Here is a 13,359-nt window from a genome sequence, read left to right as displayed (position 1 = left end):
AAGATGAGCACAGGTTCAGCGCACATTCAAATGGTTATTATTACCGGTATGTCAGGGGCAGGAAAAACGGTAGCTATCCAAAGTTTTGAAGATTTAGGCTATTTTTGTGTCGATAATTTACCGCCGACCTTATTGCCGAAGTTTCTTGAATTAATTCGTGAATCAGGAAATAAAATGAATAAAATTGCACTCGTCATGGATTTGCGGAGCCGTGACTTTTTTGACCGTCTCTTTGCCGCGCTAGATGATTTAGCGGAAACATCATGGGTGACTCCACAAATTTTATTTTTAGATGCAAGCGATGCGACGCTCGTCAGCCGTTATAAAGAAACGCGCCGTTCTCATCCCCTTGCGCCAAGCGGATTGCCGCTTGAAGGAATTAAGTTGGAGCGCGAGTTGCTTGAAGAATTAAAAGGGCGCGCACAAATGATTATTGATACGTCTAACTTAAAACCGCGGGAGCTGCGTGAAAAAATTGTTCAAACATTTGCAACGCCAGCAACGACAACTTTTTCTGTCAATGTTGTTTCATTCGGGTTTAAATACGGTCTACCGATTGATGCCGATCTCGTTTTTGATGTTCGTTTTTTACCGAATCCGCATTATATTGAACATATGCGGCCAAAAACAGGATTAGATGAAGAAGTATCATCTTACGTATTAAAATGGACGGAAACGCAAAAATTTATTGAAAAAATAACAGATTTGCTGGCGTTTATGCTCCCTCACTATAAACGAGAAGGGAAAAGTCAAGTGGTAATTGCGATCGGATGCACAGGCGGACAGCATCGGTCTGTTACGTTAGCGGAGTATATCGGGCGTTATTTTGCAGACGAATATACAACGCACGTGTCACATCGAGATATTGCGAAAAGAAAGGATACGCACCAATGAAAAAAATCGTTGTGATTGGTGGAGGAACGGGGCTTCCTGTATTGCTTCGCGGGTTAAAGCAATATAATGTTGACTTAACAGCGATCGTGACTGTTGCAGACGACGGTGGCAGTTCAGGAAGATTGCGCGATGAACTCGATATGCCTCCACCTGGAGATATTCGAAATGTGCTTGCTGCTCTTTCAGATGTGGAGCCGCTAATTATTGAATTATTTCAACATCGCTTTGAAAACGGAAATGGGTTATCAGGTCATTCGCTCGGCAACTTAATTTTAGCGGCCATGACGTCAATTACTGGCGATTTCGTGCGCGCGGTTCGTGAAATGGGAAAAGTATTAAATGTGCGTGGAAAAGTGTTGCCGGCAGCAAATGAAAGCGTTGTGTTGCATGCGGAAATGGAAGACGGGACAATTGTATCAGGTGAGTCGAAAATTCCGTATTCCGGAAAGAAAATAAAGCGTGTATTTTTAACTCCGGCAAACATTGAACCGCTAGATGAAACGATTGCCGAATTGCGAACAGCTGATTTAATCGTCATCGGTCCCGGGAGTTTGTACACAAGCATTTTACCGAACTTACTCGTTCCTAAAATTGGCGAAGAGGTATGTCAATCCAAAGCGAAAAAAGTATATATATGCAACGTCATGACTCAGGCGGGAGAAACGTTAAACTATACAGCGAGCGATCATGTGAAAGCGCTGTATGATCATATGGCGTGTGCATTTTTAGATGCAATCATTGTAAACGATGCGCCGATTTTGCCAGAAACAAAGGAGCGATATGCAAAAGAATTGGCTGCGCCTGTCGTTTGTGATACGGCAAAGTTAGAAGCGCTCGGTTTACAAGTCATTTGTGATGCGATCATTGATGAGCGAGATGGAACGGTGCGTCACGATACAAAAAAAGTAGCGGCGTTGCTCCTTTCGCTTCTTGCACCTCCTTCGCACGGCACATATTCATAGGAGGTGAGATTGTTGTCGTTTGCATCGGAAACAAAAAAAGAATTGACGAATATCGAAGTAAAAACGTGTTGTTTAAAAGCAGAGTTATCTGCCTTAATTCGAATGAACGGTTCCATTTCATTTTCCAATCGCCGTTTAGTATTAAATATTCAAACAGAAAATGCTGCGATTGCAAGGCGAATTTATACGTTACTAAAAAAAGGGTACGATGTAGTTGTCGAACTACTTGTTCGTAAAAAGATGCGCCTAAAGAAAAATAACGTATATATTGTCCGCGTTGTCGAAGGAACGCATGAGTTATTGTCGGATTTAAAAATTATGGAAGAAGGATTCTCGTTCGTCCGTTCCATTTCACCAGAGCTTGTGCACAAAAAATGTTGTAAGCGCTCGTATTTGCGTGGCGCGTTTTTAGCCGGGGGATCTGTCAACAATCCGGAAACATCGTCTTATCATTTAGAAATCTTTTCGTTGTATCGTGAGCATAACGAATCGCTTTGTGAACTGATGAACACGAATTTTCATTTACATGCGCGCACGCTCGAGCGAAAAAAAGGTTTTATTACGTATTTAAAAGAAGCAGAGAAAATTGGGGAATTTTTGAGCATTATCGGCGCGCACCAAGCGTTATTGCGATTTGAAGATGTGCGCATCGTGCGCGATATGCGTAATTCTGTCAATCGTCTTGTCAATTGTGAAACAGCGAATTTAAACAAAACGATTGGCGCAGCGTTACGTCAAGTCGAAAACATTCGTTATATTGATGAAACGATTGGCCTTGATCAACTGCCTGAAAAACTTCGTGAAATTGCAAAATTGCGCATCGAATATCAAGATGTAACGTTAAAAGAGCTCGGGGAAATGGTTTCTGGAGGGAAAATTAGTAAATCTGGCATTAACCATCGTCTGCGCAAATTAGATGAAATTGCGGAACGGCTTCGCGCCGGTCAGCCGATTGATTTTCATAAATCTTTGTAAACTATAGGAGGAATGCATAATGGTAGAAAAACAAGTGGAAGTACGCTTAAAAACAGGACTGCAAGCGCGTCCAGCCGCGTTGTTTGTTCAAGAAGCGAACCGCTTTTCAGCTGATGTATATATCGAAAAAGATGGAAAAAAAGTGAATGCGAAAAGCATTATGGGTGTCATGAGTTTAGCGATTCATACAGGGGCGGTCATTACGATTTATGCGAATGGATCCGATGAACAAGAGGCGTTAAACAAGCTCGTTCAATATGTTGAACAAGAATCATAAAAAACAAGGCGGGATGGCCGCCTTGTTTTACTTTTCATCGACGCGTGTCAATACACGGTCAATTAAGCCGTATTCTTTTGCTTTTTCTGCTGTCATAAAGTTGTCGCGGTCTGTGTCGCGCTCAATGACTTCAATTGGTTGCCCTGTATTTTCAGACAAAATACGATTTAATTTATCGCGCAAGAATAAAATGCGTTTTGCCGCAATTTCGATTTCTGTCGCTTGACCTTGCACGCCACCAAGCGGCTGATGAATCATAATTTCACTATTTGGCAATGCGAAACGTTTTCCTTTGGCACCTGCCGCAAGTAAAAACGCTCCCATAGAAGCCGCCATACCGATACAAATAGTCGATACGTCTGGCTTAATAAATTGCATCGTATCGTAAATCGCCATGCCCGCTGTAATCGACCCACCAGGGCTGTTAATGTAAAGAGAAATGTCTTTCTCAGGATCTTCAGCTGCTAAAAATAAAAGCTGAGAAACGATCGAGTTGGCGACATGATCGTCAATCGGGCTTCCTAAAATAATAATGCGGTCTTTTAATAAACGGGAGTAAATGTCATAGGCGCGCTCCCCGCGGCTTGTTTGTTCAATAACTGTAGGAATTAAGTTCATACTCTTCCTCCTCCGATCATTCGTTTTTTTTTTATGTACTTTTATCATACAAAAAAGGTCAATAAAGGTCAAATGAAATCCCTTTTGCTTATATGTATTCGCGTTTTTTGTTCATCATCCCTTCTTTCATCGTTTCCGCTTTCCGAAATTTTAAACGTCATGGCTATTGCATTTTTTTTTCTTCTTCACTATAATGGTAAGTGCATTTATTGTTATGCCCTCGTAGTGTAGTGGATAGCACGAGAGATTCCGGTTCTCTTAGCGTGGGTTCGAATCCTGCCGAGGGCGTTACGAAACCCTGCTTGCGTCGCAAGCAGGGTTTTTGTTTACAAAAATAAAGTCCGGTGTGCCGCACCGGACGAATAGATGAATGTTGCGAGGCTTGCTCGCTTGTTCTATAAGAATGATAACATGCCTTCGATGCATATGCATAGTAGAAAAAACATCCAATATGTTTTTATCGTCTCTTTCTGATCGAGATGATAAAATGAGGATGAAGGGGGATGGCATGAATGGAGATGCAATTAACGCAAAGGCAAGAGCTAAAAGTTGCGTTGACAAAAGAGCTTGTCCAAGCGATTGAATTGTTGCAATATTCGACAGTAGAATTGCAATCGCTTTTACACGAACAAGCGCTTGAAAATCCATTTATCGAGCTACGCGAGCGAAAACGGACGACTCATAGGCGGCGTGAACAAACAGATCGGATGAATTATATTGAGAATGTAAGCGCTTTTAATCGTTCGCTTTCTTCCCATTTGCATGCCCAACTCGTTGGGATGCGCCTATCTCGTGAACATAAAAAAGCGCTCGATTATTTCATTGCTTCGCTTGATGAATGGGGTTATTTGCATACGACGATTGCGGAGGCGGCTTGCCATCTTCAATTGGAAGAAGCGGTTGTGTCAAATGCTCTGCATATGTTACGTTCACTTGATCCAGCGGGAGTAGGAGCGGAAAATTTGTCACATTGTTTATATTTACAACTCATTCGTCTTCCAGAAAGGGATGAGTTAGCGGAGACCATTGTCACGGAGTATTTTGAACCGTTTGTCAATAAAAAGTGGAAAGAAATAAAAGCGAAACTAGGTGTGGAATTAAGCGATTTACAACGAGTATGGGAACTCATTCGCACGCTTCATCCACGTCCGGGAAGTTTATATAATGATGAGCAAATGACGTACATTGTACCGGATGTCATCGTGTCATACGATAACGGAACATGGACGGTGACGATGAATGAAGAAATTGTTCCAACGGTTGTATGGAATGAAGCGTATGAACGGAAAGTACAGACGGACGATCCGTATGTTCGAAAATATATCGAAGAAAAAAGGCAGCAGTTTCAGTGGATTCAGCGGTGTTTAACCCAACGAGCGACGACGATGGAGAAAATTACGCTCGAGTTAATCGATAAGCAACGCGATTATTTTGAAAAAGGTTCACTCCATATGAAACCGCTCACGATGCGTGATGTTGCTGCTTCATTACACATGCATGAATCGACAGTTAGTCGCGCAGTAAAAAATAAATATATGCAAACACCTCATGGGTTAATTGAAATGCGTCGCTTTTTCACTAGTGGTGTGGATGATGCGTCGCAAGAAAAAGTAAAAAGTTTAATTGCTGAACTCATTAAACAAGAAAATAGCCAAAAACCTCTTTCTGACCAAAACATTGCTGATTTACTTGAACAACGTTACAATATTTGTGTTGCACGGCGGACAGTTGCAAAATATCGCGAACAGCTTCACATTCCGCCAGCTTCGAAACGAAAGCAATATGCGTAAGAGGGGAAAAACATGAAAGTGATCGTATATTCGAAAGAAAATTGCTGTCTTTGTGATGAGGCGAAAGCGATTCTTCGTGAGCTACAAGTGGAATGGGAAGAAGTCGATATTTACAAAGACGAGCAATTGCTTGAACAGTATCATCTTATCATTCCAGTCATTGAAGTCGATGGAGAGATGATTGCATATGGCCGCATTCACAAAGATGTCATAAGAAAGCGATTACAACAAAAATGAAGCAGTTGAACAATATCTCACTTCCTGTTACAATGAAGTTGTAGCAGGGGTGAATTTTTTTACACAAAGTGGGACACAATACGTCATAGTGGGACTTAAAATGTCCTATAAAAGAAAAAGAGAGTAAAGAAGGAAGAAAAGAGCATGCGACAATGGATTGATGTTCAACGAAAATTGTTGCCTGATCTTCTCGCGATTATGCAAAAGCGATATGAAATTTTGCAGCACATTCGGTTAATGCAACCGATCGGACGACGAACGTTGTCGCTCAACTTAGGCATTAGCGAGCGCGTTTTACGTTCGGAAGTGCAGTTTTTAAAAGAGCAACATTTACTTGATATTACAGCTGCAGGCATGAGCATTACAGCTGAAGGAAATGATGTGCTCATGCAACTAGAAGATATGATGCGAGAAGTATTAGGGCTGAAAGAATTAGAAAGAAAAATAAAAAAGAAGCTTCCTGTCGAAGACGTCATTGTCGTTGCTGGCGATAGCGACCAGTCTCCTTGGGTGAAAAGAGAAATGGGAAGAGCTTGTGTCTCACGAATAAAACATTCGCTAAAAGGGAATGACATTGTTGCGGTGACGGGTGGAACAACCCTTGCTGCTGTTGCCGAAATGATGACACCCGACCTAAAATACCGCGATGTGTTATTCGTTCCAGCGCGCGGAGGACTTGGAGAAGATGTAACAAATCAAGCGAACACGATTTGTGCGCGCATGGCTGAAAAAGCGATGGGGCATTATCGTTTGTTACATGTTCCTGACCAGCTAAGTGCTGAAACGTATCAATCGATTATTGAAGAACCTGCGATTCGAGAAGTACTAGAATTAATTAAATCATCAACGATCGTCATTCACGGAATTGGCGATGCGAAAACGATGGCGGAACGAAGAAAAACGCCGCCAGAAGAAATGAAAAAAATTGAACAAAACGAAGCGGTGGCGGAAGCGTTTGGGTATTACTTTAATCAGCACGGAGACGTCGTGCATAAAGTAAATACAGTTGGCATTCAGCTCGAAGATGTACGCCACGTTCCTTGCGTGATCGCGGTTGCAGGAGGAGCTTCGAAAGCAAAAGCAATTCAAGCGTATATAAAACAGGCGAATCGGTGCATCTTAATTACAGATGAAGGTGCAGCAAAACAGTTAGTACGGGATGATTCATCCCTCTAAAATATATATCCTTACAATTCCAAAGGAGGACAAAAACGATGGCAGTAAAAATTGGTATTAACGGTTTTGGTCGTATCGGCCGCAACGTATTCCGCGCAGCATTAAAAAATCCTGAAATTGAAGTAGTAGCAGTAAACGACTTAACAGATGCAAAAACGTTAGCACATCTTTTAAAATACGACTCTGTTCACGGCACATTAGATGCAGAAGTGTCTGTAAACGGCAATAACATCGTTGTAAACGGAAAAGAAATTATCGTAAAAGCAGAACGCGACCCAGCAAACTTAGGATGGGGCGATCTTGGTGTTGATATCGTTGTTGAATCAACAGGACGCTTCACAAAACGCGAAGATGCAGCGAAACATTTAGAAGCAGGTGCGAAAAAAGTAATCATTTCTGCACCAGCAACAAACGAAGACATTACAATCGTAATGGGTGTAAACCAAGACAAATATGACCCAGCAAACCATCATGTGATTTCAAACGCATCTTGTACAACAAACTGCTTAGCGCCATTTGCAAAAGTATTGCATGAAAAATTCGGTATTATCCGCGGAATGATGACAACTGTTCACGCATATACAAACGACCAACAAATTCTTGACTTACCACATAAAGACTTGCGTCGTGCGCGTGCAGCGGCGGAATCAATCATTCCAACATCAACAGGTGCAGCGAAAGCCGTAGCACTTGTATTGCCTGAATTAAAAGGAAAATTAAACGGTATGGCAATGCGCGTACCAACACCAAACGTTTCTGTTGTTGACCTTGTTGCTGAACTCGAAAAAGAAGTAACAGTTGAAGAAGTAAATGCAGCATTAAAAGCGGCGGCAGAAGGTGAATTAAAAGGTATTCTTGCTTACAGCGAAGAGCCACTTGTTTCTCGTGACTACAACGGCTCAACAGCTTCTTCAACAATCGATGCACTTTCAACAATGGTTATGGAAGGTCGCATGGTGAAAGTTCTTTCTTGGTACGATAACGAAACAGGATACTCTCACCGCGTTGTTGACCTTGCTGCATACATTGCGTCAAAAGGCTTATAATTTTTTGGATTGTTTGCCCAAAACGGTTTATAATAAATAGTTGGAAATACCGAGAAGGGGAGCGGGGATCATCCCCACTCCCTTTCTATGTACCACACGAATAAGGAGGCCTTTCCATGAACAAAAAAACAGTTCGTGACATTGATGTGAAAGGGAAACGTGTCTTTTGTCGCGTCGACTTTAACGTGCCAATGCAAAACGGTGTCGTTACTGACGATACGCGTATTCGCGCCGCGCTTCCAACCATTCAATATTTGATGGAGCAAGGAGCAAAAGTCATTTTAGCAAGCCATCTCGGCCGTCCGAAAGGGAAAGTTGTTGAAGAAATGCGTTTAAATGCTGTGGCAGAACGTTTGAGCGAACTGCTTGGCAAGCGCGTCGTAAAAACGGATGAAGCGTATGGCGATGCGGTGAAAGCTGCGATTGCACAAATGAATGAAGGCGATGTATTATTGCTTGAAAACGTTCGCTTCTATCCTGGTGAAGAGAAAAACGATCCAGAATTAGCGAAAGCATTTGCAGAACTCGCTGACGTATATGTTAACGATGCGTTTGGTGCCGCTCACCGTGCGCATGCATCAACGGAAGGGATCGCTCATCACTTACCTGCTGTGGCTGGCTTCTTAATGGAAAAAGAAATCGAAGTATTAGGAAAAGCATTGTCAAATCCAGATCGTCCGTTCACCGCAATTATCGGTGGTGCGAAAGTAAAAGATAAAATCGGCGTAATCGAAAACTTATTAGACAAAGTTGACAATTTAATTATTGGTGGCGGGTTAGCTTACACGTTTGTCAAAGCGCTTGGCCACGAAATCGGAAAATCATTATTAGAGGAAGATAAAATCGAACTTGCAAAATCTTTTATGGAAAAGGCGAAAGAAAAAGGCGTGAACTTCTATATGCCTGTTGATACAGTCGTTGCGGACGATTTCTCAAACGATGCAAACAAAAAAGTAGTGAACATCGATGAAATTCCAAGCGACTGGGAAGGACTTGATATCGGTCCGAAAACACGTGAATTGTACCGCGACGTCATTTTAAAATCAAAACTTGTCATTTGGAACGGCCCGATGGGCGTATTCGAAATGGATGCGTTTGCGGAAGGGACAAAAGCAGTTGCTCAAGCGCTTGCTGATGCAGAAGGTACATATACGGTCATCGGTGGCGGCGATTCAGCAGCGGCAGTTGAGAAATTTGGACTTGCAGACAAAATGGATCACATTTCAACAGGTGGCGGTGCGTCGCTTGAATTTATGGAAGGAAAACAACTTCCTGGTGTCGTCGCGTTGAACGATAAGTAAGAAAGGGGTTAAAAGCGATGCGAAAGCCGATTATTGCAGGAAACTGGAAAATGCATAAAACGCTACAAGAAGCGCTTCAATTTATTGAAGAAGTGAAGCATGCCGTTCCTTCAAACGAACAAGTCGATACGGTTGTATGTGCTCCAGCGCTCTTTTTAGCGCATTTAGTAGAAGCGACAAAAGGAACGAATGTAAAAATTGGTGCGCAAAATATGCATTTTGAAGATCAAGGCGCATTTACAGGGGAGATTAGCCCTGTTGCATTAAAACATATCGGTGTAGAGTATGTCATCATCGGTCATTCAGAGCGCCGTGAAATGTTTGCAGAAACAGATGAAACAGTAAATAAAAAAGTGCTTGCGGCATTTAAACATGGACTTGTACCAATCGTTTGTTGCGGTGAGACGTTAGAAGAACGGGAAAGCAATCGTACAAACGAAGTGGTCGGCGCACAAGTTGAAAAAGCGCTTGCTGGTTTAACAGAAGAGCAAGTGAAACAAGTCGTTATTGCTTATGAACCAATTTGGGCGATTGGAACAGGAAAATCGTCTACAGCGGAAGATGCAAACAACGTATGCGGCTATATTCGTCAAGTGATTGCCAATGCATTTTCACAACAAGCTGCTGATGCGGTGCGCATTCAATACGGTGGTAGCGTGAAACCGGAAAATATCGGTGCATTTTTAGCAGAAGAGCATATTGACGGTGCACTCGTTGGCGGTGCAAGCTTACAACCACAATTGTTTTTACAACTCGTGGAGGCAGGAAAATGAGCAAAAAACCAGTAGCATTAATTATTTTAGACGGATTTGCTCTTCGTGAAGAAACGTTTGGTAACGCGGTTGCACAAGCGAAAAAGCCAAACTTTGATCGATATTGGAATGAATATCCACATGCGACATTAACGGCGTGCGGTGAAGCGGTTGGACTTCCTGAAGGACAAATGGGGAACTCGGAAGTTGGCCATTTAAATATCGGGGCCGGTCGCATTGTGTACCAAAGCTTAACGCGCGTCAACATCGCCATTCGTGAAGGCGAATTTGAGCGTAACGAAACGTTTTTAGCAGCGATGGATCATGTGAAAAAGAATGGAACGAATTTGCACATTTTCGGACTTCTTTCAGACGGCGGCGTGCATAGCCATATTAATCATTTGTTCGCCCTCTTGAAGCTAGCAGCAAAAGAAGGCGTCAAACATGTGTATATTCACGGCTTTTTAGACGGACGCGACGTCGGTCCACAAACAGCGAAAACGTATATTCAACAGTTAAATGAACAAATTGCACAAATTGGCGTTGGCGAAATCGCTACGCTATCTGGTCGTTATTATTCCATGGACCGCGACAAACGTTGGGAGCGCGTAGAAAAAGCGTATCGCGCGATGGTGTATGGCGAAGGTCCATCATACCGTGATCCGCTTGCGTGCATCGATGATTCTTACGCAAATGGCATTTATGACGAATTCGTCTTGCCATCTGTTATCGTTCGTGAAGATGGATCACCAGTCGCGACGATTCAAGATAACGATGCGGTCATTTTCTACAACTTCCGTCCTGATCGTGCGATTCAAATTTCAAATACGTTTACGAACGATGATTTTCGTTCATTTGATCGCGGACCGAAACATCCGAAAAACTTGTTTTTCGTATGCTTAACACACTTTAGTGAAACAGTAAAAGGGTACGTGGCATTTAAGCCAACAAACCTTGATAATACGCTCGGTGAAGTGTTATCACAAAACGGGTTAAAGCAATTGCGTATTGCAGAAACGGAAAAATATCCGCATGTTACTTTCTTCATGAGCGGCGGTCGTGAAGAAAAGTTTCCTGGCGAAGAGCGCATTTTAATTGACTCGCCAAAAGTGGCAACATACGACTTAAAACCAGAAATGAGCGCATACGAAGTGACAGAAGCGCTATTAAAAGAAATTGAAGCGGACAAATTCGATGCGATCATTTTAAACTACGCAAATCCTGATATGGTTGGCCACTCTGGAATGTTAGAACCGACAATTAAAGCAGTTGAAGCGGTCGACGAATGTTTAGGAAAAGTTGTTGATGCAATCATCGCTAAAGGCGGTATTGCGATCATTACGGCAGACCACGGAAATGCAGATGAAGTATTAAATCCAGATGGCAGTCCGAATACGGCGCACACGACAAATCCGGTGCCGGTTATCGTCACGAAAAAAGGCATTACGCTTCGCCAAGACGGTATTTTAGGCGACTTAGCGCCAACGATGCTCGATTTACTCGGTTTACAACAACCAACAGAAATGACAGGAAAAACGTTAATTCAAAAATAAACTAAAGGAGAGATGAACGATGCCAACAATTATTGACATTTATGCTCGTGAAGTATTAGACTCTCGCGGCAATCCGACAGTAGAGGTAGAAGTATACACAGAATCTGGTGCATTTGGACGCGCCCTCGTTCCAAGCGGGGCATCAACAGGGGAATACGAAGCTGTTGAATTGCGCGATGGCGACAAAGGTCGTTATCTCGGTAAAGGTGTATTACAAGCGGTGAAAAACGTAAACGAAGTGATCGCGCCAGCGTTAATCGGTAGCTACGATGTAACAGAGCAAGTAGCGATTGACAGCGCATTAATCGCTTTAGATGGTACAGAAAACAAAGGAAAATTAGGTGCGAACGCCATCCTTGGCGTATCGATGGCTGTCGCGCGTGCAGCTGCTGATTACTTAGGTATTCCTTTATATCAATATTTAGGCGGATTTAACGCAAAAACGTTGCCAGTGCCAATGATGAACATTTTAAATGGCGGTGCGCATGCAGATAACAACGTTGACATTCAAGAATTTATGATTATGCCAGTTGGCGCACCAAACTTCCGTGAAGCGCTTCGTATGGGTGCAGAAATTTTCCATAGCTTAAAATCAGTATTAAAAGCAAAAGGCTACAATACAGCGGTTGGTGATGAAGGTGGATTCGCACCAAACTTAAAATCAAACGAAGAAGCGCTTGAAACAATTATTGAAGCGATCGAAAAAGCAGGCTACAAACCAGGCACAGAAGTCATGCTTGCGATGGACGTTGCTTCTTCTGAACTTTACAACAAAGAAACAGGCAAATACCATTTAGAAGGCGAGGGCGTTGTAAAAACGTCGGAAGAAATGGTTGCTTGGTATGAAGAGCTTGTCAACAAATATCCGATCATTTCGATCGAAGACGGCTTAGACGAAAATGACTGGGCTGGTCATAAATTATTAACAGAACGCCTTGGCAAAAAAGTGCAACTCGTCGGTGACGACTTATTCGTAACAAATACGAAAAAATTAGCACAAGGTATTGAGCAAGGTGTTGGCAACTCGATCTTAATTAAAGTAAACCAAATCGGTACATTAACAGAAACATTTGAAGCGATTGAAATGGCAAAACGCGCAGGCTACACAGCTGTTATTTCTCACCGTTCTGGTGAAACAGAAGATAGCACCATCGCAGACATCGCGGTGGCAACAAACGCGGGTCAAATTAAAACAGGTGCGCCATCACGCACAGACCGCGTCGCAAAATACAACCAATTGCTTCGTATTGAAGATCAACTAGGTGAAACAGCAGTATACGATGGAATGAAAACATTCTACAACTTGAAGAAGTAAAAAATAAGGATGCCTTCGCATGAGGGCATCCTTTCTTTCAAGTTTTTCTTTTCTTTTGGATATATTGCACTACAATGAAAATAAATACAAGAAAGAGTAGCGCATCAATAACCCAATCGAGGGAGTATGTTTTAAAAAAATCTTTTGCGGTACTTTTTATGACTAATAATAAAAGACTAACGATTAACCCTATGATAACGCCTGTCATGGTAGTAAATATAATTTTTGCTTTACTCATTTTTGTATCTCTCTGTTGAATTTATATCGTTTTATCAAATAAGGATGTCTTCGAATCAGGATTAATTTTGTTTTTGTAGTTTGTTGAAAGTTCAGACTAGACAAATGAGTGTTTCCCATGGTCAACAAGTTAAGAACTCATATTTCGCACCTTGGTAGGGCGGAACAAAAGGATTTTTTATTCAGTTTTTTAGAATAACTTTTAAACCAACACCAAAAGCGATGG

13 protein-coding genes and 1 tRNA gene are annotated in these 13,359 nt (G+C 42.2%); 13 read left to right on the top strand and 1 reads right to left on the bottom strand.

What is annotated here, in order from left to right; genetic code table 11:
- Positions 1–3: 3 nt before the first annotated feature.
- Genes rapZ through EKC99_RS12090 form a run of 4 tightly spaced genes read left to right on the top strand, consistent with a single transcriptional unit; the run spans position 4 to position 3,108 of the window.
- Positions 4–894, top strand: coding sequence for an RNase adapter RapZ (gene rapZ, locus EKC99_RS12105; protein ID WP_019417458.1), 891 nt, complete (start codon positions 4–6; stop codon positions 892–894).
- Positions 891–1,856 carry a gluconeogenesis factor YvcK family protein gene (locus EKC99_RS12100; protein WP_019417457.1) on the top strand — a complete coding sequence of 322 codons (966 nt, stop codon included), beginning with the start codon at positions 891–893 and terminating at the stop codon, positions 1,854–1,856. Before rapZ ends, EKC99_RS12100 begins: the two co-directional genes overlap by 4 nt.
- A 12-nt stretch (positions 1,857–1,868) precedes the next feature.
- Positions 1,869–2,831, top strand: a complete 963-nt coding sequence (gene whiA / locus EKC99_RS12095; RefSeq protein ID WP_009362294.1) for a DNA-binding protein WhiA — start codon at positions 1,869–1,871, stop codon at positions 2,829–2,831.
- Positions 2,832–2,850: 19 nt separating this feature from the next.
- Entirely contained in the window at positions 2,851–3,108 is a 258-nt protein-coding gene (locus EKC99_RS12090) for an HPr family phosphocarrier protein (protein ID WP_009362293.1), read from the top strand.
- A gap of 27 nt (positions 3,109–3,135) precedes the next feature.
- On the opposite strand, the gene clpP is transcribed toward EKC99_RS12090, so the two are convergent.
- Positions 3,136–3,774, bottom strand: coding sequence for an ATP-dependent Clp endopeptidase proteolytic subunit ClpP (gene clpP / locus EKC99_RS12085; protein ID WP_163152059.1), 639 nt, complete (start codon positions 3,772–3,774; stop codon positions 3,136–3,138).
- A 168-nt stretch (positions 3,775–3,942) separates the two neighbouring features.
- Between clpP and EKC99_RS12080 the strand changes: the two genes are divergently transcribed.
- The 9 genes from EKC99_RS12080 (at position 3,943) to eno (ending at position 12,896) form a co-directional block, all read left to right on the top strand.
- Positions 3,943–4,014: transfer RNA gene (locus tag EKC99_RS12080), tRNA-Arg, on the top strand.
- A 224-nt stretch (positions 4,015–4,238) separates the two neighbouring features.
- Complete coding sequence (gene rpoN, locus EKC99_RS12075; RefSeq protein WP_163152057.1) at positions 4,239–5,516, top strand: RNA polymerase factor sigma-54; 1,278 nt, start codon at positions 4,239–4,241, stop codon at positions 5,514–5,516.
- A gap of 12 nt (positions 5,517–5,528) precedes the next feature.
- Positions 5,529–5,753, top strand: a complete 225-nt coding sequence (locus EKC99_RS12070) for a glutaredoxin family protein (protein WP_009362291.1) — start codon at positions 5,529–5,531, stop codon at positions 5,751–5,753.
- Between the two features lie 144 nt (positions 5,754–5,897).
- Complete coding sequence (locus tag EKC99_RS12065) at positions 5,898–6,929, top strand: sugar-binding transcriptional regulator (protein ID WP_163152055.1); 1,032 nt, start codon at positions 5,898–5,900, stop codon at positions 6,927–6,929.
- Positions 6,930–6,967: 38 nt separating this feature from the next.
- The gene (gene gap, locus EKC99_RS12060; RefSeq protein WP_009362289.1) at positions 6,968–7,975 is read left to right on the top strand and encodes a type I glyceraldehyde-3-phosphate dehydrogenase; all 1,008 of its coding nucleotides are present in this window, start codon (positions 6,968–6,970) and stop codon (positions 7,973–7,975) included.
- A gap of 116 nt (positions 7,976–8,091) precedes the next feature.
- The gene (locus EKC99_RS12055) at positions 8,092–9,276 is read left to right on the top strand and encodes a phosphoglycerate kinase (RefSeq protein WP_163152053.1); all 1,185 of its coding nucleotides are present in this window, start codon (positions 8,092–8,094) and stop codon (positions 9,274–9,276) included.
- A gap of 17 nt (positions 9,277–9,293) precedes the next feature.
- Positions 9,294–10,049, top strand: a complete 756-nt coding sequence (gene tpiA / locus EKC99_RS12050) for a triose-phosphate isomerase (RefSeq protein WP_163152051.1) — start codon at positions 9,294–9,296, stop codon at positions 10,047–10,049.
- A complete protein-coding gene (gene gpmI / locus EKC99_RS12045) occupies positions 10,046–11,581 on the top strand; it encodes a 2,3-bisphosphoglycerate-independent phosphoglycerate mutase (RefSeq protein WP_163152049.1) in 1,536 nt (511 codons plus the stop codon). Before tpiA ends, gpmI begins: the two co-directional genes overlap by 4 nt.
- A 19-nt stretch (positions 11,582–11,600) precedes the next feature.
- Positions 11,601–12,896, top strand: a complete 1,296-nt coding sequence (gene eno, locus EKC99_RS12040) for a phosphopyruvate hydratase (protein WP_163152047.1) — start codon at positions 11,601–11,603, stop codon at positions 12,894–12,896.
- Positions 12,897–13,359 lie beyond the last annotated feature (463 nt).

Origin of the sequence: Anoxybacillus sp. MB8 (assembly GCF_011006755.1) — a bacterium.
Classification (GTDB): Bacteria; Bacillota; Bacilli; order Bacillales; family Anoxybacillaceae; genus Anoxybacillus; species Anoxybacillus gonensis.
The sequence above is the reverse complement of the archived record's forward strand: the minus strand, read 5'-3'. Positions and strand labels throughout refer to the sequence as shown.